19 protein-coding genes and 1 pseudogene are annotated in these 24,892 nt (G+C 45.6%); 10 read left to right on the forward strand and 10 right to left on the reverse strand.

Translation table 11 applies throughout. The features are described 5' to 3' along the window. The first annotated feature begins 11 nt into the window (after window positions 1-11). On the forward strand, window positions 12-425 hold the full coding sequence (locus FW758_RS13205) for a hypothetical protein (RefSeq protein ID WP_446445623.1): 414 nt from the start codon (window positions 12-14) through the stop codon (window positions 423-425). 83 nt (window positions 426-508) lie between these two features. Here FW758_RS13205 and katB read toward each other — a convergent pair. From katB to fkpA, 6 genes and pseudogenes are all read right to left on the reverse strand, one after another. Continuing rightward, a pseudogene (katB, locus tag FW758_RS13210) lies at window positions 509-1,189 on the reverse strand (catalase KatB); the annotation flags it as partial. Between the two features lie 339 nt (window positions 1,190-1,528). Further along, entirely contained in the window at window positions 1,529-1,771 is a 243-nt protein-coding gene (locus FW758_RS13215; RefSeq protein ID WP_107403910.1) for a YgjV family protein, read from the reverse strand. Between the two features lie 103 nt (window positions 1,772-1,874). Further along, complete coding sequence (locus FW758_RS13220) at window positions 1,875-2,312, reverse strand: PaaI family thioesterase (RefSeq protein ID WP_446445624.1); 438 nt, start codon at window positions 2,310-2,312, stop codon at window positions 1,875-1,877. Between the two features lie 105 nt (window positions 2,313-2,417). After that, window positions 2,418-2,873, reverse strand: coding sequence for a hypothetical protein (locus FW758_RS13225; RefSeq protein ID WP_445781641.1), 456 nt, complete (start codon window positions 2,871-2,873; stop codon window positions 2,418-2,420). A 110-nt stretch (window positions 2,874-2,983) separates the two neighbouring features. Next, window positions 2,984-5,596 (reverse strand): extracellular exonuclease ExeM, encoded by a 2,613-nt coding sequence (exeM, locus tag FW758_RS13230; RefSeq protein WP_446445625.1) that lies wholly within the window; start codon window positions 5,594-5,596, stop codon window positions 2,984-2,986. A gap of 619 nt (window positions 5,597-6,215) precedes the next feature. Continuing rightward, window positions 6,216-6,989: an FKBP-type peptidyl-prolyl cis-trans isomerase gene (gene fkpA, locus FW758_RS13235; protein WP_446445626.1), complete on the reverse strand. Its 774-nt coding sequence runs from the start codon at window positions 6,987-6,989 to the stop codon at window positions 6,216-6,218. Window positions 6,990-7,143: 154 nt separating this feature from the next. On the opposite strand from fkpA, the gene FW758_RS13240 reads away from it, so the two are divergent. From FW758_RS13240 to FW758_RS13270, 7 genes are all read left to right on the forward strand, one after another. Then, the gene (locus FW758_RS13240; protein ID WP_446445627.1) at window positions 7,144-8,094 is read left to right on the forward strand and encodes a WD40 repeat domain-containing protein; all 951 of its coding nucleotides are present in this window, start codon (window positions 7,144-7,146) and stop codon (window positions 8,092-8,094) included. A gap of 9 nt (window positions 8,095-8,103) precedes the next feature. Next, window positions 8,104-8,316 carry a SlyX family protein gene (locus FW758_RS13245; RefSeq protein ID WP_006080410.1) on the forward strand — a complete coding sequence of 71 codons (213 nt, stop codon included), beginning with the start codon at window positions 8,104-8,106 and terminating at the stop codon, window positions 8,314-8,316. 64 nt (window positions 8,317-8,380) lie between these two features. Further along, window positions 8,381-8,938, forward strand: a complete 558-nt coding sequence (gene def, locus FW758_RS13250; RefSeq protein ID WP_446445628.1) for a peptide deformylase — start codon at window positions 8,381-8,383, stop codon at window positions 8,936-8,938. Then, entirely contained in the window at window positions 8,938-10,341 is a 1,404-nt protein-coding gene (locus tag FW758_RS13255) for a COG3014 family protein (protein ID WP_259582177.1), read from the forward strand. The genes def and FW758_RS13255 overlap by 1 nt, the downstream gene beginning before the upstream one ends. Before the next feature lie 75 nt (window positions 10,342-10,416). Further along, the gene (gene lpoB, locus FW758_RS13260) at window positions 10,417-11,010 is read left to right on the forward strand and encodes a penicillin-binding protein activator LpoB (RefSeq protein ID WP_006080406.1); all 594 of its coding nucleotides are present in this window, start codon (window positions 10,417-10,419) and stop codon (window positions 11,008-11,010) included. A 251-nt stretch (window positions 11,011-11,261) separates the two neighbouring features. Beyond that, window positions 11,262-13,895 (forward strand): aminopeptidase N, encoded by a 2,634-nt coding sequence (gene pepN / locus FW758_RS13265; protein WP_006080404.1) that lies wholly within the window; start codon window positions 11,262-11,264, stop codon window positions 13,893-13,895. A 479-nt stretch (window positions 13,896-14,374) separates the two neighbouring features. Beyond that, a complete protein-coding gene (locus tag FW758_RS13270) occupies window positions 14,375-16,267 on the forward strand; it encodes a methyl-accepting chemotaxis protein (RefSeq protein ID WP_446445629.1) in 1,893 nt (630 codons plus the stop codon). A gap of 137 nt (window positions 16,268-16,404) precedes the next feature. On the opposite strand, the gene FW758_RS13275 is transcribed toward FW758_RS13270, so the two are convergent. Further along, on the reverse strand, window positions 16,405-17,901 hold the full coding sequence (locus tag FW758_RS13275; protein ID WP_446445630.1) for a diguanylate cyclase domain-containing protein: 1,497 nt from the start codon (window positions 17,899-17,901) through the stop codon (window positions 16,405-16,407). 295 nt (window positions 17,902-18,196) lie between these two features. Between FW758_RS13275 and FW758_RS13280 the strand changes: the two genes are divergently transcribed. Further along, window positions 18,197-19,150 (forward strand): DUF72 domain-containing protein, encoded by a 954-nt coding sequence (locus FW758_RS13280; protein ID WP_446445631.1) that lies wholly within the window; start codon window positions 18,197-18,199, stop codon window positions 19,148-19,150. Window positions 19,151-19,401: 251 nt separating this feature from the next. Here FW758_RS13280 and FW758_RS13285 read toward each other — a convergent pair whose 3' ends face one another. Together FW758_RS13285 and FW758_RS13290 are read right to left on the reverse strand one after the other, a co-directional pair. After that, on the reverse strand, window positions 19,402-20,871 hold the full coding sequence (locus FW758_RS13285; protein WP_126493529.1) for an inorganic phosphate transporter: 1,470 nt from the start codon (window positions 20,869-20,871) through the stop codon (window positions 19,402-19,404). A gap of 248 nt (window positions 20,872-21,119) precedes the next feature. Then, complete coding sequence (locus tag FW758_RS13290; RefSeq protein ID WP_446445632.1) at window positions 21,120-21,935, reverse strand: AraC family transcriptional regulator; 816 nt, start codon at window positions 21,933-21,935, stop codon at window positions 21,120-21,122. A gap of 84 nt (window positions 21,936-22,019) precedes the next feature. On the opposite strand from FW758_RS13290, the gene FW758_RS13295 reads away from it, so the two are divergent. Next, window positions 22,020-22,736, forward strand: a complete 717-nt coding sequence (locus FW758_RS13295) for a type 1 glutamine amidotransferase (RefSeq protein ID WP_446445633.1) — start codon at window positions 22,020-22,022, stop codon at window positions 22,734-22,736. Between the two features lie 88 nt (window positions 22,737-22,824). On the opposite strand, the gene FW758_RS13300 is transcribed toward FW758_RS13295, so the two are convergent. Further along, window positions 22,825-24,513 (reverse strand): glucan biosynthesis protein, encoded by a 1,689-nt coding sequence (locus FW758_RS13300; protein ID WP_446445634.1) that lies wholly within the window; start codon window positions 24,511-24,513, stop codon window positions 22,825-22,827. Between the last annotated feature and the right edge of the window lie 379 nt (window positions 24,514-24,892).

A 24,892-nucleotide genomic window follows, 5' to 3' on the forward strand; every position in this document is an offset into this window, starting at 1 on the left:
GAGGAAAGTTTATGTCATTTACACTGCCAGTTTTAGTTTTATCATCCGGTTTAGAATTAGCTAATCCGCTATTAGTTATTTCTGAATTGAGTGTTAGTAATAATATTTCGACTCATGCCAGACTTGATATTATCAATTCACCCGGCGATGGGGTTAATGTTAACCAGTCTTATAAAGTGGTTGATACTTCTAGCGGTGGTCGCGGTTGTAGCGCCATCGTTAGTGTTTTTATGAACCAAGCTGCATTTGAGGCGGGCAAGCCGCCTGTCGATTTGCTCAAGGATGAACGCAATACTAAGGTATTTAGTATTAACCTTGATGATCCGAGCTTTGATGGCATGACACCACGCCAGGCGGCTTATGCTCACATACTCGCATTGCCAGAGTTTGATGGGGCTGTTTTGGTTGATGGAGTGGAGATTTAAATCGGATTTAAATGGGGTATAAAGCTGCTAAATTATGTGATCACATTCCAAGCGTGATGTGATCACATTTCGCGCCGCGCTACAACCACGCCTTGCTGGGACTTAAAGTGAAACTTCACCCAGAAACGCTCGCCCTTGGCATTCCACAGCGAGAAAGTGTGTGAACCATAACCGTGCATTTGACGGTAGTTTGCCGGAATACCGCGATCCGACATCAAAATGGTCACTTGATGCATGGCTTCAGGATTTAATGACCAAAAGTCCCACATGGCTTGTGGATCTTTTAAGTTTGTCTGGGGATTACGCTTTTGCGTATGGATAAAGTCTGGGAACTTAATCCCGTCACGCAAAAAGAAAGTCGGCGTATTATTACCCACAATATCGTGATTACCGCGAGCCGTATAGAAACGTAAACCAAAACCGCGTGGATCGCGCTCAGCATCGGCTGAACCCATTTCGCCACCTACGGTCGAGAAACGAATGAAGGTTTCAGTTTGCTTACCAACGCCATTGAAATGGTCGGCAATGGTGTAATCGCTTAAATCTTTGGTCAGAGTAAATGTGCCGTAAACACCGGTACCTTTGGCATGCACGATACGTTCAGGGATACGCTCACGGTTGAAATGGGCTAACTTTTCAATTAAATGCCAATCCTGTAATAGCAAAGGACCACGTTCACCCGCCGACAGTGAGTTTTGATCGTCGGCCACTGGGGCACCACTTTGGCTCGTTAAGTACTGACTTGTTTGATGTTGTTGACTCATGCCCTGCTCCTTAGTCTTGATTGCTGGTTAACCAGGTTTCAATTAAATCGTAAATGGTGGCCATGGTTTATCTCCTTGGCTGCGACGTGTTGTCGATGGAGCAAGAATAGGTAATTACCAACAAAGAATAAAACGATTAAACTAGATTCATGCAATCTACAAAAAAGATTAGAAGCGAGATAGCAAAGTAGATAAACGATTGCGCGGACTCACAGCCAATGATTCGCTCACATCATTTAAGATGCGGTTGAAAACCAACATGGCTGCTCGCTGCGATGAAGCTGAGTGCTGTAAAGCAAAGTGCGGTACAAGAAAGCGGAGAAAGATGATGCGTTGCCATTAACTGGCGGGTGAGTCGGCTTCGCGGTAAAGCTTAACCAGATAATAAGTGTCAATCAGCACGATAAAAAAGTTCACTAAGGCAACTGGATAAGCCCCAATTGCCACGCCGTAGGCCACAAATAAAGCCGCGCCGATGAGATTCCACCAGCGCAGTTTTTTGATGTTCGACATCATCAGTGATATTGCGACGACCACTGATGCTAAATAACCAACCCATTCCCAAATTATCGCGTTATCCATATCCAATCCTTATTTATATATTATTTAAATCAAACGATTGATACGCCATTCACACCAAAGGAAATAGGCTGGGCTATTGCATTTTGCATTTAGCTTTTAGCATTTAGCGTTGAACTACAGCCGCCGTCATCCGTGAAATACAGGTCAGTTCACCGGCGCTGTTATGGATTAACACTTCCCATACAGAGCTGCGTTTTCCTAAATGAATAGGCTTAGCCGTGGCGGTTAATAGCCCATTACGGGAAGCCCGTAAGTGGTTAGCGTTAATTTCTTGACCGACACAATAGTACTGCTCAAAATCCACCGCAAAATTTGCCGCATAGCTGGCAACGGTTTCAGCAAGCGCAACATTCGCGCCGCCATGGACTATCCCCAAAGGGTTATGCACCGCTGGACTGGCTGGCATAGTTGCCTTCATGTAATCGTCGCCAATCTCACTGATCTCAATCCCTAAGGTCTGCATTAATGTGCCTTTGCCGCCCATACCGGCATCTAAACGCGCGCAATCCTCTAACGTGACAGCTCTAAACCAAATACTCATTGCAACTTCCTAGTCAATAAAACCAATCAGCAGTTTACTGCGAAGTGGATGAAGTTCAACTAGTTTGCGCTAAGCCAGTCCCGTCAATCTCGGCAAAAATAAGACTCAAACTAACCATTGTTTAGTAACACTCAGCCGACTAAACCAGACGAGAAACAATCCCCAAATCACCACCACACTCGGCATGATTAACGCGTCAGCCCCCAGTACCACAGCCGCTTGTTGAATGCAAAACACATAGCTCATTTGCAACAAAACCGCGATAAGTGAGGCAACCAACACTTTATAGGCAAGGGATTTTCGTAATAACAACAATAGGCAGCCTAGAACGCCCGACACCACAGCAAAGCCAAATATCGCATCAACGAAAGCCGGCGTGGTTTCATAGAGTTTGATTTGATCTGGACTCATTTGCGCCAAGGCATCCGGCGTCATGGTCATTTGGATCACAAAGGCCATCAGCCCCATGATATTCCACAATAAACTGAGCGTTGCGACAAAGTAAAACCATAGTGGCGCTTTCGCTTTAATGGTTTTCAGCGGATTTGAGACTGTATCCATACTCACTCCTAATAAAAACTGAAAAAAACAACTAAAGAAGGGATGGCGAACCATCCCTTCGTTTCAGTCTAGCTCACAAATAACACTTGTGAGTTAACCCGTTACACAGGTTAACGGCGACGACGTTGTAAACCAAACAAGGACATCAGTGCTAAACCTAAATAACCCAAAGCACCGCCATCATCTTTAGGCGTTGGCTCAGGTTTTGGTGGTACTACTGGCGCTGGGTAGCTTAAGGCAACGATCACAGGATCGTGGTCCGATGCAGAGAACGCATTTTCAGATTTAGCCAGATCCCCAGAGAATTTCTTACCGTATTCAAACAGGTTAGATTCCACTGAGTTGATATGCCAATCTTCAATATCCACTAAGCGCTTAGCTAAGCTAACATTGGCTAAAGCATGGTCTAAGTTACCTAGCTCGCCGTTATAGCTATAAGAGAAAGTGCCTGTACCGTGGGCTTTTGTGTTCAAGTTGATCAGGCCATAACCTTTTTCAATCTTGCTGCCTTGGCGTTCAAATACTTTGCCATCGAGCGTTGTCCACGACGCGGTCATGATGTCACGATCTGACTTGCTCGCATCAAAATCGGTCAGCACACGGATAGGATCTTCCATACCGTAAGCATTCATATCACCGATGATCAGTAAATCACCTTTCACATCTTTTAGCGTTTCACCCAAAACTTTGGCTGCAGATACGCGGAACGCATTACACTTACCCTGTTGATCGGCAGGATCAACTGACTCTTCGAAGTTTGCCCAATCTTCTAAACAGCCTGAGCCTTTAGATTTTAAATGGTTAACGACTACGGTCAGCGACTCATCATGGATTTTGAAAGTTTGCGCTAAGCTGTGACGTTGGTATGCATCGTTACCTGGATTTGTCTCAGTTTTGCCATCTTTAGTACGAGTCACGCTGCCAGCGCTGGCATGTTGCTCTGGAGTATCGATAGCTTGAGCAGCACCTGCTAAGGTCACTTTGCCGCCGCGGTATAACATGCCCACAGTGATAGCATCAGTACCAAAGTACTTGCCGTCATACTTGTCAGCGTCGGTGATTTCAACAAAGCTATAAGCGTTTTCAGGCGTTTGCTTCTCGTTCAGTGCATCGACTAAGTTTTTAATCGCACTCTTCTCACCAAAACCGTTGTTGGCAATTTCCATCAGACCGACGATATCGGCGTTCATGGCAGTAATAGCGCTAACGATTTTAGTACGTTGTAGCACCATTTCTTCCAGCGTTAGCGCGCCACGGTTACTACCTGATGGATTGGTATCACCACCATCAACATCGTTAAAGAAGTTAAGCACGTTAAAGCTAGCCACGCGCAGATCGCCCTTAGTGGCGACGCTTGGGGCATCAGTTCTGTCATCCCCACGGATAAAATCACCCGCAGTAATAGTGTTAGTTGCCACTAAACGATAAGCACCGTAGCTGTAACCAATCACACCCTGCAGATTAGTCAGTTGGTCGCCCACACGGATGTAGCCCGTTTCCACATTGAAATCAGGGAAGTATGGAATTACACCGTCGGCAGGTTTGTAATCAGATTCGATAAAGAGTTGGTTTTCGAGGTTAGATTTAACTAACGCAGTCGCTTCAGCAGAAAGCGCGGGATAAAGCTGTGTCGACTTCATTAGCGGTTCTTTATAAGACACTAACATGTTGTTGCGACGGCCAGCGTAGTCATAGCTGAAGGTACGGCTGATCTTAAGATCGCTGCCCGCATCTAAAGCCACATTCATGCCTTCATAACGCTCTAATGCTTGCGCTAAGGTTTCGCCATCGGCGAAATAGAAAGGCGCGGCAACTGGGACCTCACCCTTAGCGCCGACTTCAAATTTCTTATCGGCTTTAATATCGATTTGAGTTAAGCCAAAGTATTCTTTCACTTTACCTTGTACACAAACTTCAACCCCAGGTTGAATTGCTTCAGGCGCCGCTTCACCTAAGAATACAAACACACCATCAGAGGTATACGGTGAGTTATCACCTTTCACTTCTTGTAGATAAAAACCTTTAAACAAGCTTTCACCACGGGCAGTGACCACACCACGCACAGTCACTTCAGCTTCAGACTCAAATGCACCTTCTGGCACGTAAGGGCTAGACTCACCCGCACCTTGTACTTGATATATCGGCACTATTTTAGCGCCGCTGCAGCTAAAGAGCGGCACTTCTGGCTCAGCGGGCGTTTCTAGTGAACCTAATCCTGAGAAGGTATCTTTTGGTAATTGTTCCCACTGGGCGGCGTTAAATACCGTATTCGCCACTAACGCATCTAATTTACGTTTTAAGGTAAGGTCTAATCCCCAACCCGTTGGCGTTGGCACATCGCCAATAATATCGACAACCGCATCATCTTTAACGAGTGCGACCGCATCACCACCATTAAAACTTAAACTGCCTGAGTAACTGTCAACGCCTTGGGCAAGCGTGATCACAGCGCTAGAATTTAAAATAACTTTTGTCGCTTTAGGTGCAATGGATTGGCCATCTAATGCCACCATATCTAATGCAACAGTTGCCCCATCTTTATAACGAACCAGTTTATAACCCGCGAGATCAATTGCCGTATCGCCGCTGTTATACAGTTCAATCGCTTTATTGTTTGCGCTACCTTCAACATATTCGGTAATCATCACATCTGCGCTTGCCATCATAGGCAAAGCCGCTGCGACAGCTAAAGAAATCGCCGTTAACTTATTAACATTATCCATATCATCAACCCCATTATTATAATATTGCCGCTAACTTCTATTAACGTGCGGGCGGATTATTTCAGAGTTGAATGCTTAAAAAAAGAGGGCAAGATCGCACATTGCCAATGTAACACATTGATGAGTAAATGATTATGGACGTAACACTGTTCACCTAGCAGAACAAGGTGATAATTCGAAAGTATTAGCCAAATAAAAACAAACAGTAAGAGTAATACACATATGCTCAGCTAAAGTACTAGCGCGAACAAATAATAACCAATATTTTAATGTGATATTTTGATGATATTTTTCAGTATGCAATACCCAATAAAATGTAAAGAATTCGGCGCTTTAAAAGATTGTAGATATCATTAAAACGTAATTTAGCCTTCATTATTTTGAAATAAAACCAACGCTAAAACGAGCTAACGTTAATGATTAATACCATCCATTGTAATAGCCGATAGAGATTGATGATTGCTATATAAAATTAAACATGAGTTAAGGCAGTAAACCTTGTATAGCAAGGCAATAAATTAAGCATTAAAACTATAATGTGATTTTTACAGACAAAAAAATACCGCCCATTTAGGAGCGGTATTTCACTTACTGCGTAATAAACGCGGTAGTTAATTCATTACTTTTTAGCTGCTGGTTCAGCGGCTGGCGCTGCAGATGCTTTCTCAACTGATTTCAATTCAACTTCAAAAATCAGTGTGGAATTGGGTGGAATAGTACCAGTGTCACGCTCGCCGTAGGCTAAGTTTGCAGGAATAACAAACTTGTACTTAGCGCCAACTGGCATTAATTGTACGCCTTCGGTCCAACCTGGGATCACGCGATTCAGTGGGAACTTAGCCGTTTGACCACGTTTGTATGAACTGTCGAACTCAGTACCGTCGATTAACGTACCCACATAATCCACTTCTACAGTGTCTTCAGCAGCAGGTTTTTCGCCAGTACCAGGTGTTAATACTTCGTATTGCAAGCCTGATTCTGTGGTCATTACGCCAGTCTTAGCTTTGTTTTCTTCAAGGAATTTTTTACCATCTTCGATATTCTTAGCAGAAATCGCAGTGGCTTGTTCCTGACGTTTATCGTTTAACTTTTTATCTAGACCTTGAAGAATGGTTTGCATTTCTTCTTCGGTTAATTTTAATTGGTCATTCAGACCATTAGTGAAACCAGTGACAATCAGAGTGCGATCAACTGGCAGGCCTAATTCTTCTTGCTCTTTGATATGGCCAGACATGTAACGACCGATTGAAGCGCCTACACTGTAAGCTTCTTTTTGAGCTTCAGTCGTTAATTCAACACTTGTACTCGCAGCAGCTGCTTTTTCTTCTTGATTACAAGCAGATAGGCCAATAACGGCCAATGCAACTAACGATAATTTATAAATCGATTTCATTAAAGCTTCCTCAGCATCCTCAAGCGGTTACAATAACCTAAGCGTGACAACTTTATACTAGTTATCTCGGTTATACCAACTAGATTCTTTATGGGTTAACAGTGATTAATGTCACTTGATCAAGTCTAAAGACAGCAACTTAGGGAGCAAGTTCATGAAGAAAAATCTACTGCTGGTAATTTGCACAATTTTTCTGACAGCTTGCCATCCCAAAGCGGAAGACATTAGCGTTCTCACCACGGAACCTAGCTATAGCGCGAGTCTATCGAGCAATGGACAATTCGCCTTAGTCGCCACACAAAATAGTGGAGTCCAATGCTGGGATCTCAGCACCCATACACTTAAATACCAATGGATACATGGCGATATCAATACTGGCGTCACAGGTACGGCGATTTCGCCCAACGGACTATTTGCTGCGTCGTTAAGCCGAGATTCAGTTGCCATGTGGAGAATAGCCGACGGAAAATCCCTAGGATGGTGGTCTTTGCCTTCATCCGGTGAAAGCGTGGCGGTAGCTGATAATGGCGCGCTACTCATTGGTTTAAATGATGGTTCAGTTATGTCACTCAATGCCGCCCAAAGTGCCTTAATCAAATTTCTGGGACATAAAGATCGCGTCAATAGCGTGGCGCTCTCCGCGGATGGCCGTTTAGCATTAACGGGGTCGAATGATATGCAGGCGATTCTCTGGCAGGCGCAAACGGGTCAGCCGCTTCATAACTGGACCTTAGGCAGCCGTATCACTAAAGTGGCGCTTAACGACAGTGGCACACTAAGTTTTACCAATGGCAGCACAAATGAAGCCAAAATCTGGGATAACACTAGCGGTAAACTGTTAAATCAGTTAGATATTACCCGTCGGCAGATGAACTTTTCCGCGGTGAGGTTTATCAAACAAGACAGCCAGATATTAACGGGAACGCCGGCGCGGGAAGTCATATTGTGGCAACGCGACTCGGGTAAGGAAATCGAAAAGTGGCAGGTTGCACTCACTAAAAACAGCCAAAATCGAGGAGCCGTTGTATACTCTGTGGCAATTCGAGATACCAATAAAGTCGTTAGTATCAGTAGCCAAGGCTTAGTTGAGACTTGGCAGCAATAGAGGTTAGTCATGCAAGGCGTACAAGCACAGATTGAAGATCTAGAAACCAAATTGGCTTTTCAAGAGCTCACAGTCGAAGAGTTAAACCAAGAAGTGATCAAATTGAATCGACTTGTGGCTCACCAGCAGCACCAAATTCACATGTTAATTGGTAAGTTACAAGACATGGAACCGAGTAATATGGCGACTCAGGCTGAAGAAACTCCGCCGCCACATTACTAATACTGACGCTTTAAAATAAGACTTTGATTCAAAGACGGTTACCGCAAAATATCCAGGGAATGCGATGTTTAAACATTTGATGCCAAAACAAACCCCGCCTTTATTACCTATAGCGTTAGTGGGTGAAGCTATTCTAGGGCAGACTGCAATTGCAGTGCATCATTTCGATGCCGAGCTCGCGCACCTTGCAGAGCAAATGTCTGCCAGCATGGAAGCCGCCAAAGGCGTTGGCATCGCGGCGCCACAGGTTCACAGTCCCTTAGCTTTATTTATTATGGCTTCTCGACCTAATGAACGTTATCCCGACGCACCCAATATGGCGCCTGTAGTCGTGGTTAATCCACAAATCATTCATGCATCGAGTGACTTAGTCGGCGGCGAAGAAGGTTGCCTGTCCGTTCCCGGCCAAAGATTTAACATACTAAGACATCAAGCCATTGAAGTGCGCTACCAGAATTTACAAGGCGAGTGGCAACAGGCCGAATTAACAGGCTTTATTGCGCGGATTTTTCAACACGAATTTGATCACCTGCAAGGGATCACCTTACTCGAGCGCTCACGTATGCCTGAACAGGCTCCGTCGATTTCTGCCCAGTCCATCGAACAAGGTGAAGCGCAATAATGAAACTGTCTTTGGTTACACCTTTATCTCGCGTTTTTATCGCACCCGCTTTGGCAATAGGATTGGCGCTAGGTCTATCTGGCTGCGCCTACAACAGTATTTTTATTAATTACCCTTCACAGATTGAACCGCTCAAACAAGAGTTAAATAGTGCAACACCCTTGGCCGATATCGACAAACTTGCCAGCAATATCAATGGCAACGATGGCCTACTCTATGCTCAAGAAGCGGGCCGTATTGCTCAAGTCGCCGGCGATTTTGCGGCCAGTAAAAAGTACTATCAACAAGCGGTCGATGCTTACACCGCCTTTGATGATAAGGCCAAAGTCAGCGTCAGCGACATTAGTGCTACAGCCAGCAGCTTAGTGTTAAACGACAATGCGATTCCGTACCGTGGTCCTGGGTATGAACGCATCATGCTGCACCAATACCAAGCCCTTAACTATTTGTTTAGTGGCGATTACCAAGGCGCTTTAGTCGAAGTTCGTCGCAGTAACGAGTTACAAAGCAGCGAGCAAGAGCGCTATCAAAAATCGCAAAAGTCGGTACAAGCCATGGCGAACGGGACTATCGATGCCGAGGTCAACAAACTAGGCCAAGCCGCAGGCACTGTGACGAGTTCTTTCTTAAACGCTTACAGCTATTACACCACTGGCGTATTACATGAAGTGCTGGGTGAGCCGAACGATGCCTATATCGATTATCGTAAAGCGGCGCAAATCACCCCAGACAACACCTATTTACAGCAAGATCTAGTGCGTCTCGCCAAGCAACTCGGCATGCCGCAATATGATGAGTTTAAACGTCGTTGGGGCGATGCTAAATTACCTAATCCCAAAGATGGACAAGTGATTTTGATGGTCGAGCGCGGCTTTGTGCCCGCCAAGCAAGCCCTCACCGTGCCTTTTACTATCCATGGCAATTGGCAAACTGTATCGCTAGCCACTTACATGCCAAACAATACTTTTGTGCCAGAGACGCAAGTGCAAGGTTTAGGTACAGTGCTGAAAACTGAACCTATTGCCAATATCGATGCCTTAGCCATCACAGCGCTCAAGGAAGATCTGCCCGCAACCTTGGTTCGCCAAGTCGCACGTGTCTATGCCAAATCTGAGATGGCCTATCAAGTTGGAAAGAGCGGCAGCCCCGGAAATAATGCCGCCGATATTGGCAGCATAGCGATGCAGATTTTTAACGTAGTAACAGAGCAAGCGGATCGCCGTAGTTGGCTGACGCTGCCTAAACAAGCACAGATCGGGCGGCGTTATTTGAGTGCGGGTGAATACACTTTGCAGTTAGATAAAGCGCCACCGGCAAAAATTGACGTTGCAGCAGGCAAAACCACCTTAGTCTGGGCAATTGATACTGGTAATTACACCCGAATTTATTCAATAATCATTTAGCCTAGCGCTAGCGGTTGTGGTATTTGAATAAGACGTGTGTCATTAAGTTTATACAATCACAAAATGGAACTGACTATGAAACAATTTAAACTGATTTTTGTGCTGGCTGCCGTTATGGGTCTGGCTGCATGTCAATCTAAAGTCGAATATGGCGATGCCACCGAAGTTGAAACCGTCAATGAGAATTTTGGCTCAACGGATCTACAAGCTATTGCAGCCAAGATGGTGGATAGCATGATGACTTTCCCTCCTATCGTGGCCATGACAGCCAATAGCCGTCCGATTTTATTTGTCGACAGCATCAAGAACAAAACCTCAGAGCACATTGATACTGAGTCTGTTACTGACTCTATCAGCAACAAACTATTGCGCTCAGGCAAGTTCCGTTTTATCGACATGACTAAAGTAGATTCAGTCCGTAAGCAATTGGATTACCAAAACAACACTGGCATGGTTGATCCATCAACCGCCATCAAGTTTGGTCGTCAAATCGGCGCGCAATACATGTTATACGGCAATTTATCTAGCATAGTTAAGCAAGACGGTAGCACTAAAGACGTGTACTACAAGATGACAATGCGTTTAATGGATTTAGAAACAGGCCTGATCGAATGGTCTGATGAAAAAGAAATCCGTAAGATGAAGTCTAAGTCTTTCTTAGGAATGTAATTGTCTCTTGGCGCTTACTGTCGCCAAACAGAGTTTCCAAGAGCCAGCTTAAACGCTGGCTTTTTTTTACATTTTTAACATTGGTTATCCAAGGTAAATAAGGTAGTGTACTCGGCCAAAATACACTGCAATGATACTGGCTCAAATCGGCGCTGGCGCGGGGGATCATTTGCCACTCAAGCAACCCCAAACACCCGACATTGAAACAATATTCAAGCAGAAAACAAAACAAATTGTTGAAGGATTCAGTTGTGAACTTGTTTAAAGCCAGTTTTGTTGCCCTTGCCTGCGGCGCATTGATGTCGTGTGCCACCCAAAGCACTCTTAATACGGGTCCACGTGACGCCAGTGCTTACATTAGCCAGTATCAAGCCGCGCTGCGCTCGCAGATCATTTCCGATGTTCGCTATGAATTGGATTTTCAGCTCACAGGGGAAGCCGAGTTTTCCGCCACCTCCAAAGTGACCTTTCAATTAAGTGAAATACCAAAGCAACTGAGCTTAGATTTAAACAAGGCACAGATAAAACGCTTTATCATCAACGGTACCGCAGTATATCCAAACTATAATGGCGCTTACATTAGCTTAAATACGCGTCTGCTGACCTCGGGTGAAAACACGGTTGAAGTGCAGTTTACTCGCCCTCACAGCACTAATGGTGAAGGCCTGCACCGTTTTAAAGATCCGGTCGATGGTAAGGTCTACCTCTATTCGCATTTTGAACCCGCTGCCGCGCAACAGATGTTTGCGGTGTTTGACCAACCGGATATCAAAGCCAACTATCAGATTACGGTAACAGCGCCCAAAGATTGGCAAGTGATTAGCACTATGCGTGAAAGCCAAATCACTCCAGCAGGCGCATACAATCGTTGGACCTTCCCTGATACGCCAAAACTCAGTCCGTATAACTTTTCTATGCACGCGGGCCCTTACCACATGTGGCAAGACAACTCGGGCCGCTATCCGATGCGCCTGTTCGCCCGTGAATCTGTGGCGAATCAAGTCACACCGCAGGATTGGTTTAACTATACCAAACAAGGGTTAACCTTCTTCGATAACTACTTTGGCATTCCGTATCCCTTTAAGAAATATGATCAAATTCTGGTACCTGACTTCCTCTATGGCGCCATGGAAAACGCGGGTGCTGTGACCTTTGCCGAAGATCATTTCCTCTATAAAGCAGCCATGACGGCAGATCAAAAACAAAGCCTAGCCGGCGTTATCATGCATGAAATGGCGCATCAATGGTTTGGCGATCTCGTGACCATGAAATGGTGGAATGGCCTGTGGCTCAATGAAAGCTTTGCCTCCTTTATGGGTACGCTTGCGACTCAGGAGGCGACCGAATTCACCAATGCTTGGCGCACTTTTTACGCTAAAGGCAAACAAAGAGCTTATGAGCAGGACAGCTTAGTCACTACGCATCCAATTGAAGTGCCAGTGGCAACAACCCAAAACGCCTTCGACAATATCGATGCGATCACTTATCAAAAAGGCGCATCGACACTGAAACAACTGCGCCACTTGCTGGGTGACATGGTGTTTCGCCGTGGAGTCAGCAATTATTTAAAACAATATAGTTATCAAAATGCCGAGTTAGATGATTTTATCAATAGCCTAGGCAAAGCCGCTGGTCGTGATTTAAGCTCATGGACTCAAGAATGGCTCTACAGCGCGGGCGTTAACACCATCAAGGCGGAATATCGCTGTGAAGGTAACCGTATCAGCGACTTTAGCCTGCTTCAACTTCCAGCAAGCGCTGAACTGCCAACATTACGCGAACAAAAAGTCCAAGTAGCACTCTTTACCCAAGGCCGCTTCGATTTGCGTCATGACGTCACAGTGCCAGTGACTTACAAGGGTGAGCGTACCGAAGTCAAACAACTGATTGGTGAGCGCTGTCCAGACTTAGTCTATCCAAACTTTGATGATTGGGGCTTTGTGAAAGTCGAGCTAGATGACAAATCCTTTAACACCGCAAAACAGCAGTTGAGTAATGTGTCAGATCCACTGCTGCGATCTATGCTGTGGCAAAGTCTGTGGGACAGCGTTCGTGAAGGTAAATTGAGCTTAGATCAATACCTAAGCACAGTATTTGTTAACGCGCCTGCTGAGACGGACTACACGATTGTTGGTCAGATCATCGATAGCATGTTGCGCTCGAAGCAGTATCTCGCACAAATCGCACCTATTCAGCAAAACTACGCTGAGAATGCAATCAAAGGCTTAAGCCAGATGAGCCTTAGAAAAGCGATGGAAAGCAAAGGCGATAATGACTTCCAACGTATTTGGTTCGATGCGTATGTCAGTTTAGCCAGCGACAGGGATTCACTGCGCCATTTAGCGCAACTCGTTGACGGTGAAACAAAAATTAAGGGGTTAACCTTAGATCAAGATTTACGCTGGGCGATCATCACCCAGCTCAATCGCTATGATTTCCCTAACGCGCAGCAACGTTTAACCAAAGAAGCGGCTAAGGATAATTCGGACTCAGGCGAAAAAGCTGCGCTTGCGGCGCAAGTGATCCGCCCAGAAGCGGCGGCCAAACGTCGCTGGTTAAGTAAGGTTCATCAAGACAGCCTGCCTTTCTCTAAGCAACGGATCATTATGGAAAATCTTTATCCTGCGGAGCAGAAACTATTGAGCGCGGCTACGGCGGAAGAACGTCTGGCGAGCTTGAGGGATATGGATAAAAAAGGCCCTGTGTTTATGCGTAACTACGCTCACAACTTGATTCCTACTGATTGTAACTACACTAGCATAGCGGCATTGGATAAAGTGCTTGATAGCCAAACTGGATTATCGAATCTCACCCGCCGCAATCTATTAGAAACCCGTCAAATGGAACAGCGCTGCGTGCTGATCAAAAATAAAATGACCCAATGAGATTAAGGCCATTTTAGAATTAACAAGGAGCTTCTAGGAGCTCCTTTTTTATGTGCCGTAATAAATGAAGCCTAAGCACGAAGCAGAACAACAAGACTCCCCACAGAAACTTAGCCTTCAAATAAACAAGTTGCCATTCTGAATAACAACTCGTAAAACGGTAACATATTTAATTATATCGTTAGCGAGAACGAGTATATTTTTACGGTCTACTGACGATAAAGAATGATATTTATCATTTGTAGAATATTATTCATCCACCTCAATTCAATCTTCTCAGTTTTATCGAGTAACCATTAATAAAGAATGGCTCACTCAATCGTTATTAACATAAAAATCATGCGATTATAAAAACTCTAAATTATGGGCGTCACGTCTAAATTTATTACTATAATTCACTTATGGTTTAATGTTTTGCCCCTTGCAGCCGCTATACTAAAACAACGTTAGAGCGCTAACGGAATATAAAGGAATAGATTATGCGATCGACACTCAAAACACGACTGCTGTTTAGCAGCCTCTCCGCTGTACTGATCACTATTGCTGTACTCGTAAGTATCTCTAGTTATTTCATTAGAAATAATGCGTTAGAAAACACTCAACATGAAATTGATCAACTGGCGAATACCTTTTCATCTGGTATTGGTCAATGGATGCAAGACAGAAAAATGGCCATTACCAGCCTAAAACAAGCCATTGAAGCCGATCCGAGCAAAAACGTCACCCCTCACTTGCTACAAGCGCATACGGCGGTGGACTTTGCCCTCACCTATTATGGCGACGAGCAAGGCAACATGTATCGCCAAGATCCGTCTCTGAATACTGCGAATTATGATCCCCGCGTCCGCCCTTGGTATATGGACGCTAAAGCTGCCGGTAAAATGATCATGACGGCGCCCTACGTCAGCGCCACACTGAAAAAACAAGTTGTGACCATTGCAGAGCCTGTAATGAGTTCTGGCCGGCTGATAGGCGTGACCGCAGCGAACTTAACCATAGATCAATTGACCGATGCGGTGCAGCGCCTTGAAGTGCCGGGCGAAGGTTATACCTTGATGGTCGATACTGCGGGACTCATCATCAGTCATCCCAATAGTCAGCTCAATACCCAACAACTCACGAAAATTGATAGTGATTTTAGCAATAGCTGGTTATCACAACGCACCAATGCCAATACCATGGAAGAACGCACCCTAGATGGTGCAACTAAGTTAGTTTATGTGGCGGCAATTCCCTCGACAGACTGGGCGCTGATTTTCGTGATGGACAAAAAGGAAATCATGTCACAGGCAACCGATCTTGCCTGGTGGATGTCGGCCGTAGGTATCGCCCTATTAGTGCTATTTGGCTTGATTTTAGTCGCGATTTTCAAAATCCAATTCAAAGATCTCGAACGCGTTGCCCAAGCACTAAATGATATCGCCGAAGGTGATGGCGACCTAACGGTACGCATTCATACTGCCAACAGTCACGATGAAATTGGTATGTTGGCGTCGGGCTTTAACCGCTTTGTGGAACGTCTCCACGGCATGATTTCCCGCATGCACAAGATTGCAGGTCAATTGGAGCATCAAGCCCAAGGCAGTAGCGCTTCGGCCACAGACAACAGCCAACGCATTGAAGTCCAACAAGATGAAGTGACTATGGTCGCCACGGCTGTCACCGAAATGGCCAGTGCCACCGAAGAGATTGCCAGCAACGCCGAGCACACAGCACAAACGGCGCAAAATGCAGTCGGGCTTTCGAATCATGGCCACAAACAAGTCGCCCAGAGTCAGCAATCTATCCGTAATTTAGCCAGTGAAGTTGAAACTGCCGGCCGAATTATCGGTGAACTGAATGAGCACTCACAGAAGATCAACAGTATTCTGTTAACAATCAGTGGCATCGCCGAACAAACCAACTTACTCGCACTCAACGCGGCCATTGAAGCCGCGCGTGCGGGTGAACAGGGCCGCGGTTTTGCTGTGGTTGCCGATGAAGTTCGAGTACTGTCACAACGTACCCATTCATCGACCCAAGAAATTCAAGCGATGATCGAAACCCTCCAACAAACCGCCGGCAAAGCCGTTAAATCTATGACTCAGAGTCATGAAATGGCAGAAACCAGTGTGGCCGACGCCAATTCCGCCAGCGAAAGTTTGTTGCTGATCAGTAAAGCCATTAATGATATTTCAGATATGGCGAGCCAAATTGCCACGGCAGCTGAAGAGCAAACTTCAGTCACCAGCGAAATCAACCGCAATACTGAGTCGATTCGTGAAGTCTCGGAGAATCTGTCGATTGAGGCGCAAACCTCTATGGTGCAAGCGCAGGAACTCGCCCACTTAGCCGCGTCATTACAGCAGGAAGTGAATCGCTTCAAACTGTAGAGTCATCACGGACTCTATACCGTGATACCGTAAAACCGCTACATACAATAATGCCCGCGAATGTCACTGGCATTCGCGGGCATTTCTTTACACATTCCAGTAATTCAAACTATTGCGCTTGAACGCCTCAATCAAACTCACACTATCTTAGTCACCTTGTTTTCAAGGTTATTTAACTCAGTGTCTTTTAATTCACGGTCTTCTAACTCACGGTCTTCTAACTCAGCGCTCTTTAACTCAGGAGCCGCTGTCAAAGGATCTGCATGCAGGTTTCTCAGCCCTTGATAGCCCATTTCAATGCGATTGCCCCCATTCTTCTTGGCCTTATACATAGCTGCATCCGCACAGGAAAGTAACTGTTTTTCGTCCGTGCCGTGCTCTGGATACAAGGCAATACCGATACTCGGCAGAATATGGATTTGCTGATCGGTAAGCTCAAAGGGTTGATTGAGCACTTGTAATATTTTTTGCGCTGCCAACAGGGTATTTTGTGCCGAATCAACGCGCTCGAGTAAGATGACAAACTCGTCGCCCCCAAAACGCGCTACGGTATCTGAGCCCCTTACACAGTTGACAATACGTTGTGCTGTCACTTGCAGCAATAAATCGCCCACACTATGACCAAAGGTATCGTTCACCCACTTAAACTTATCTAAATCTAAATAAAGTAAAGAGAAATAACTTGATTCCCTATGGGCGCGGGATAGCGCCTTTTGAAACCTGTCGTAAAAAAGCTCGCGATTGGGCAACAGGGTTAGCTGATCATACAGCGCAATATGCTCTAATCGCGCAAGCATTTGTCGGCGTTCAATCGCAAAGGCAATTTGCGTAGAAACAAACTCCAATAGCTCACGGTCTTGGTGCGTATAAGAAGCCGAAGTGGGCAAGCTATGCATCATCAAGGCACCGATAACGCCTTTTTGCAGCTTTAGCGGCACACCCAACCAACTTAAATTGCCATTACCCAGCTCTTCACGAATGGCTTGGGGATACTCAGATAAGGTCACGGGACACAGGAGTAAAGACTCTGCACTGTGGATCACTTGTTCGGTGAACAGGCTGAAACTTGCAATATCGACCAGTGAATTATCACCCGCAGCGGCTTTATAGGGGAAACTGAGTTCATTTAAATCTTGATCGTACAATGCGATGGCAAAGTTTGCCGCGGGCAGCAATTTAGCAATGATTTCATGGATACGGCGATATAGGGCTAGCAAGTCCTCAGCGACATGCACAGCTTCAGAAATCTCATACAGGGCAGCTTGTCTGCGTTCGGTGTTTTTACTCTTAGAGATATCTCTGGCGACCGCGACGCGTTGTTGGTAAGCATCGGACCAGCGTGCGGACCACAAAATATCGACAATGACGCCGTCTTTACGCACATAACGGTTTTCGAAATCGACCTTATAACGGCCCGCCATAATCTCATTGGCGGTTGCGAGTGTGCGCTCTCTATCCTCTGGAATAACAAGATCAAGCATCTGCATGCCAATCATTTCTTCTGGGGTATAGCCAAAAATGCGTTCTGCCCCGGCACTGACAAATTCAAACCGCCCAGCTTTATCGACGACGCAAATAGCATCCAAGAGAAGGTCGATAAAATTGCTTAGGGAAGTGTAGCCATCATTATTCACGCAGTTCTCCAATAAACGTCTGTCTTTGGCTAAGTCTTAAACTCGATCATAAGCATAAAAATAGTAATAACGCACTATTAGAGTAGGTTAATTTTCAATGTCATTCCAGAGTTGGCTAAGTTAAGTCAGGCTTTGACAGGATTAAATGCACAACTAAATCAAATACAATACCTCAAGCCATCAGCGGCTCGATTTGACTCTAGACTATTAGTATCGGCACAATGGCCCCAAACTCTAGCCTACATAAGGCTAGGGTTACATTGGCAAATGTGAATAAAATTTAAGGAATTTATTTTTGGATAAGTTGCTCTCTGGGTTAGATAAACCCAGCCATTTTCGCCTTGGGCTAGCCATGTGGTCACACTCGAATTGGCAAGAGAGTGTTTATGGCCATGGGATTAAACAAGCGGAGCGACTCGCCCGTTACGCCACGATATTCAACACTGTCGAAGGTAATACCAGCTTCTACGCGACGCCTGCACAGCAAACCGTGATGAACTGGCACAGTGCCACGCCCGATGATTTTCGCTTTACCTTCAAGCTGCCGCAAACCATTACTCACCAAAGACTATTGCAACACTGCGGCCAAGAGTTGAAGGATTTTTTCCAAGTAATGGCGCCATTAATCGATAAAACGGGGATCTGGAAAATTCAACTTCCCGCCCATTTCGGCCCAGAAAACTTACCTGTGTTAGCGCAATTTCTCAATCAAGTCCCCCAAGGATTAACCTATGGCGTCGAAGTCAGGCATGCCGCATTTTTTGCTAAGGGAGAAGCCGAGCGCGCACTCAATCGATTACTTATCGATAAAAAAGTGAATCGCATCATCATGGATAGCAGGCCCTTGTTTGCCCTGCCGCCCAGCAACGCCGCTATTATCGACGCCCATAAGAAAAAACCGCGGGTGCCAGTGCATGCGATTGCCACCGCCAACAATCCTGTGGTGCGCTTTATCGGCCAACCAGACGATGCAGTAGCACAACTCGCGCAGCAAGGCGTTAGCGCTTTGCCTAAGGATAACGATGCCTTTTTTGATAATTGGCTCGCACAACTTCCGCATTGGCTCGCAGAAGGTCGAGAGCCCTATCTGTTTATTCATACTCCCGATAATGAAACCGCGCCTGAACTCGCCATCCGTCTCTATCAAACATTGCGCAGCCAAATTGCAACGCACATTCAACTCGCCGAGATAAGCCTGCTTGAAAAGAAACCCGAAGAGACAAGCCCCCAGATGGGACTTTCTTGGTAGAACGCTATCAAGGTAAAACGCGCGTAATAAAACCCACGGCAAGCTCGCCGTGGGTATCGCTGCTCTTATTATTGGTATTGTGCTTTAAAACGTATTCGAGATTGCTCAACCATTTTATCCTTGTGGGTGTTAAAGGCTCAACTCTAACAAGATGGCTTAGGTCATTATCGCGGAAAACGGCACTGAACCTAAACGCCAAGCGCTTAAGGCTTGGCTATGTGAGCATGAGCATTCCGCTTGAGTATTTTTGGCTAACCCCAAAGGGCATTGGCAAGGATAAACACGCACGCAGAGAGCAACATAGTAATAGGAAGCGTCAGCAGCCAAGCGAGCATGATTTGCTTAATTGTTTGGATCTGAAGCCCCGAACGATTAGCCACCATAGTGCCCGCAACGGCGGAAGATAAAATATGAGTCGTCGACACTGGCATGCCCGTCATACTGGCAATCCCGATCGATACGGCAGCGGTGACCTGTGCGGCAATGCCTTGGCTGTAGGTCATACTCGATGAACCAATTTTCTCCCCCACGGTATACACAATCCGTCGCCAGCCCACTAACGTGCCGCAACCCAGCGCAGTCGCAATGGCAATAATCACCCAAAGAGGCGCATATTCAGTGGTGCGGGTGAGATCCTTGCGCCATTTAGCCAATGAGGTTAGATCTTTCGCGGGGAGCTCTAACTTCGCCACTTGGCGAGCAGTATCATCGATACACAGGAGTAATCGTCGCACCTCGCGCCGCTCTTGTACATCCATGTCTTTGTAAGTCGAGACTTTTGCCAAGCGGCGGTCAAGTAGCGACATCGCAGGTAATACATTTTCAGATGAGCAATGCGCCAGCATATATTCGGGGACGTTTGCTGAAGCGCTAAAGTCGATCACATCCGCGATCACGGCTTGGTTACGATCGTAAATCGCCATAATGCGCCGATTGGCATCTTGAGTTCGTTCCAAATCATAGGGTTGACTGCCCATGTCCAAGGCAAAATACGCCGGAGCCATACAAATCAGCACTAGCATCACTAGACCTATACCCTTCTGGCCATCGTTCGAACCATGGGCAAAACTCACCCCCATAGCAGAGACAATTAAACTCGCCCTTGCCCAAAATGGCGGGTGTTTTTTGCCATTAATCTGCATCTGCTCATCGGGAGTGCGGTGAATTTTATGTTTCTGCCAGACGTATTTCATGATGAGTAGAAAAATCCCCGCCATCACAAAGCCTAAGGTCGGCGAAATGATTAAGGACAACATGATCTGCGAGGCTTTAGAGACATTAATACCCTGCAAGATAGGCTGATGATTCATCCAAGCGAACGCGCCGCCTACGCCCATTATCGAGCCAATCAAGGTATGGGAACTCGATGCCGGTATACCAAAATACCAAGTGCCTAAGTTCCAGATAATTGCCGAAAACAGCAGGGAAAAGACCATCAACAAACCTTGGGTCGAATCCATGCCGAGCAAGGAATCTACGGGCAACAAATGCACTATCGCATAGGCCACACCTAAGCCACCTAGTAGCACACCCGCAAAGTTAAAGAGCGCAGAAGTAACAACTGCAAGATTGGCTGGCATAGCCTTGGTATAGATAACCGTAGCCACCGCATTGGCCGTATCGTGGAAGCCATTAATGAATTCATATGCCAATACAAACAGTATCGCAAGCACTAAACCCACAGACCAAGCAAAGCCTAACGTTGTGAACATTTCAAACATAAAATACTGACCCATGGCGAGAACGCCCACAGATTACGCCCAAGTTTGGCCTCTTTTACAGTGAAAAATTATTTAGATTGTCAAAAAGTGAATTAGTCCTCAATAACTCAGTAGCATGCTTGCAATTAACACTGGCTTGATTTTATTCGGCCAAATGAATATCTGTACTGCAAAAAGGTGCAAAACATTGATTCAATGTTAAATAATTCAACTAAAAGCAGTATTAAACGTCATAAATCGTAACAGGATTATATCCCATGATCGCCTAACCTAAATCGCTGTGGCGTCATCCCAAAACGCTTCTTGAAAGCTTTAATATAGGATGAATCATTTTGATAACCGATTTGGTGGGCCACATTCTGTATTGATAGGTCAGTAGCCAATAACGACAGCGAATAGATCAGCCGCAAATGTTGACGCCATAATACGAATGAAGAACCAAACTCCCTCACAAATAGCCTCGACAATGTTCGTTCCGATGCTCCAACCCTCTCTCCCCATTTCACTAAAGAGAAATCTAAAGCTGGCGTTTGGGTTAAATGCTCAAAAATCAATTTTAAGCGCCTATCTTGGGGTATCAGTAACTTAAAAGTCTGTCCTCCCGCACTATTAATTTGATCGTATAGCACCTCAAGCAAACGCAGTATTGGCGCCTGAACCATTGGCTCAACATTTATTGGGGTATTAAAAGCACATTGTTTTCTGAGTGTTAACACTAACTCCCTTAGAAAAGCACTCATAGTGACGGGTTTAATCATGGCACCATAATCTCGACCATACATAGGATTCAGATAGACGCCAATAAAGCAGGTATCTGTAATCGCAACAGACTCATGTATCACCCCTGCTGGCACAAAAAGCGCTGTGGTATGGGGAACTAAAAACAGTGCGCCATCTGCCTCTGTCTGTAACAGGCCTTGAAGTGGGAAAATAAGCTGATGCCAACAGTGCTGGTGTAAAACATCCACATAACCCTTCTGCATCTCAATCGTTTTTACAAAGGAAGGCATATTAGGCGCTTGCTCAATAATGGTGTTAATCGAATCGAGTTGGCGACTTAGCATTATTACTTGTCCATATGACGTTATTCAGCCAAATAAAAAGGATTGTAGCATAGCGTTATCCCATAAAAGACACAGGAAAACTCGATGCGCATTCATTGCATTATCCATGAAAGCTATGAAGGTCCAGGCTATTTTAGCGATTGGGCCGCAAGTAAAAACTACAAAATGAGCTTTAGCAGGGTCTATCTAGGTGAAGCTTTACCCGAAAATAGTGATGGTTTTGATTTGTTAATTATCCTCGGTGGCCCCCAGTCTCCCGCGACATGCCAAAGTGATTGTCCATATTTTGATAGCCAAGCAGAACAAAGACTTATCAGGCAAGCTATCCAGACAAATAAAGCCGTTGTGGGTGTTTGTCTTGGAGCACAGTTAATCGGCGAGGCATTAGGTGCCCGTTATCAAAAGAGTCCACATGCCGAGATTGGTTACTTCCCCATTGAACTAACTGCGGCAGGAAGAGGTGATATTAGCCTTAAGACATTTTCGACAACTGAAGTGGTCGGCCACTGGCATAACGATATGCCAGGCCTCACTCCCGATTGCGAAGTGCTCGCCACAAGTGAAGCTTGCCCAAGGCAAATAATACGTTACACACATTTAGTTTTTGGATTTCAATGCCATCTTGAATTTATCAGTAGCCAATTAACGCCATTAATTGCCCAAGAACATGCTTTTTCCAGTACACAAAAAATGCCATATATTCAAAGCCAAGAGTTCATTCTTGGACAATCAACGACTCGAATGAATCAGTTGCTGGGGCATTTTTTAGATAACCTAGTACTAACCTATAAAGCCGTATAAACACCATACTGAGTAAAAAGTGGCTCCAGCCAAAACAAAAACGCCAGCTAAGTTAGCTGGCGTTTTAGATTAATGACTCACTAATCGCTTATTGCAGATGACCCGCATTGTGCAATTCACGATCATCCTTAGCAGGCGGATTCCACTGATACATCCAAGTTTCAGACAATGGCTGGCCATCAACTTCTAAATAGACTCTCAGGTTAATCGGCTCAGTACCGTCTCCGGGTGGCACTACGTCAAACATAGCGCGGTAACCATTAATGGACGCTAGAGGACGGGCAGATTCAATTTCGACTTTGCCTTCAGATGCAGTGATCACGGCTTTTACTTGGGTGTCTTTGCCTATCATAGGCAAAGTGCCGCCCGCGAAATCCACCACAAAACGCTTACTGTAGTATTTGCGTTTCTGGCCAACTACGCCGCCAATCCCGGTGAAGGTATCAACAACGCGAGCACGGGGTGATTGAACCGGTGGAATGCCGCCCCAATACATGTTGTAGCTATACAGCAGCTCTTGACCCGGAACAATCGGCTCAGCAGGATTCCAGAAAGCCACTATGTTATCGAAGGTTTCATCCAGTGTTGGAATTTCAACTAACTGCACCGAACCTTTGCCCCAACTGCTTGTTGGTTCAATCCACAGGCTTGGGCGTTTATCGTAAAACACGCCGTCATCCTGATAGTGATCGAAGTTACGGTCACGTTGCAGTAAACCAAAACCTTTTGGATTTTCATCGCTATAGGCGTTGAATCGCAGGTTTTCTGGGTTACCTAGTGGACGCCAAATCCATTCACCATTACCCGTGTGCATGGCTAAGCCATCGGTATCATGGATTTCTGGACGCCAGTCGTAACCGGTGCGGCGATCGTTCTCACCCACCATAAACATACTGGTCAGTGGCGCTACACCTAAACGTTCAATCGCTTTACGTGGATAAACAGCCACATCCACTTTCATTTTTAAACGCTCACCCGGCTCGATATCGAAACGGTAAGCACCTGTCACACTCGGAGAGTCTAACAAGGCATACACAGTCGTGATGTTCGATCCTGGTTTAGGTTTTTCTAACCAGAAGTCGGTGAACATTGGAAACTCTTCAGGTTTTGGCAGCGCAGTATCCACCGCTAAACCACGAGCCGACAGGCCGTATTGCATCTCATGACCCACAGCGCGGAAATAACTGGCGCCAAGGAAAGCGACAACGTCACGTTCCCAATCGGTATTGAACTGCATACGGAAACCCGCAAAGCCAAGATCCTTAGGCAACTGACTGCCTTTCACCTTTGACTTGCCGTAATCGAACATAGAAGGCGAATAGTCGATTAACTTAGCCTTGCCTTCATTCAATTCATAAATGTGAATTGGCGTGTCAAAATACAGCCCTAGGTGGAACAGCTCGGCACGAAACTCCGAGTCCTGATCGCGCCACAGTGCGGCTTTTTTCTTAAAGTGGAATTGTTGGTAATCATCCCAGTTCATGCCCTGAAGGCTTTTAGGCAATTCGCCTTTATGGCTTTCATAGGGTTGTGCAGCCATAGTACGGGCATAGCCCTTAAGCCAAGCGTAACTGAACTCTTCACCTTCTTGTGGTGACGCCTGCTTACCCGCCGCACACGCCGAAAGACTCAGCAATACGCTACAGGTTAACAATACGCTGCCAACCATGCGCTGCAAACGGCCGCGACGAGAGGAGGATTGGGCTTCAATCGAAGGTACTGTCACCATCGATTGTTGGTAAACGTTTCTTTGTTCGGGAAATAAATTGGGTTGCATAAGCAGACTCTGAATTGGTGTAACTTCCTGACACTTCCCTGCAAATCTAACTAAATTTGCAGCGATGGCCCTGTGGAGAACTGTTGATGACAGAGGTAACAATACAGCGATCAGCAACAATTCGCCAGAATCTAACATACTTTCTGTCGAATGGAATATCGCATGCTAGCTATTTTCAATCTTGAAGCCTATTTATGAAAATATGATGAAAAATTCCGTTATTTACTGAGTTAACATCTATATAAATCCTTACAGCTAACAGGGCAATTGTCGATTTGATTGCAGATACTAGCGCGATGTTTGATTGCAGATGTTAGCGCGATAATAGCGCTCAGATTCGGCGTGAGTTAACTCGTCAATCCATGGCTTAAAATCGAAG

This window comes from Shewanella sp. 1180_01 (genome assembly GCF_052850535.1).

Excerpts from the sequence above, each read along its gene's own strand:
- FW758_RS13255 (WP_259582177.1), top strand. The coding sequence starts at position 8,938 with ATGAAACTGTCTTTGGTTACACCTTTATCTCGCGTTTTTATCGCACCC.
- FW758_RS13245 (WP_006080410.1), top strand. The coding sequence starts at position 8,104 with ATGCAAGGCGTACAAGCACAGATTGAAGATCTAGAAACCAAATTGGCT.
- fkpA (WP_446445626.1), bottom strand. The coding sequence starts at position 6,989 with ATGAAATCGATTTATAAATTATCGTTAGTTGCATTGGCCGTTATTGGC.
- FW758_RS13295 (WP_446445633.1), top strand. The coding sequence starts at position 22,020 with ATGCGCATTCATTGCATTATCCATGAAAGCTATGAAGGTCCAGGCTAT.
- exeM (WP_446445625.1), bottom strand. The coding sequence starts at position 5,596 with ATGGATAATGTTAATAAGTTAACGGCGATTTCTTTAGCTGTCGCAGCG.
- FW758_RS13290 (WP_446445632.1), bottom strand. The coding sequence starts at position 21,935 with ATGCTAAGTCGCCAACTCGATTCGATTAACACCATTATTGAGCAAGCG.
- FW758_RS13285 (WP_126493529.1), bottom strand. The coding sequence starts at position 20,871 with ATGTTTGAAATGTTCACAACGTTAGGCTTTGCTTGGTCTGTGGGTTTA.
- FW758_RS13215 (WP_107403910.1), bottom strand. The coding sequence starts at position 1,771 with ATGGATAACGCGATAATTTGGGAATGGGTTGGTTATTTAGCATCAGTG.
- FW758_RS13205 (WP_446445623.1), top strand. The coding sequence starts at position 12 with ATGTCATTTACACTGCCAGTTTTAGTTTTATCATCCGGTTTAGAATTA.
- FW758_RS13220 (WP_446445624.1), bottom strand. The coding sequence starts at position 2,312 with ATGAGTATTTGGTTTAGAGCTGTCACGTTAGAGGATTGCGCGCGTTTA.
- def (WP_446445628.1), top strand. The coding sequence starts at position 8,381 with ATGTTTAAACATTTGATGCCAAAACAAACCCCGCCTTTATTACCTATA.
- FW758_RS13240 (WP_446445627.1), top strand. The coding sequence starts at position 7,144 with ATGAAGAAAAATCTACTGCTGGTAATTTGCACAATTTTTCTGACAGCT.
- FW758_RS13300 (WP_446445634.1), bottom strand. The coding sequence starts at position 24,513 with ATGCAACCCAATTTATTTCCCGAACAAAGAAACGTTTACCAACAATCG.
- lpoB (WP_006080406.1), top strand. The coding sequence starts at position 10,417 with ATGAAACAATTTAAACTGATTTTTGTGCTGGCTGCCGTTATGGGTCTG.
- FW758_RS13270 (WP_446445629.1), top strand. The coding sequence starts at position 14,375 with ATGCGATCGACACTCAAAACACGACTGCTGTTTAGCAGCCTCTCCGCT.
- FW758_RS13225 (WP_445781641.1), bottom strand. The coding sequence starts at position 2,873 with ATGGATACAGTCTCAAATCCGCTGAAAACCATTAAAGCGAAAGCGCCA.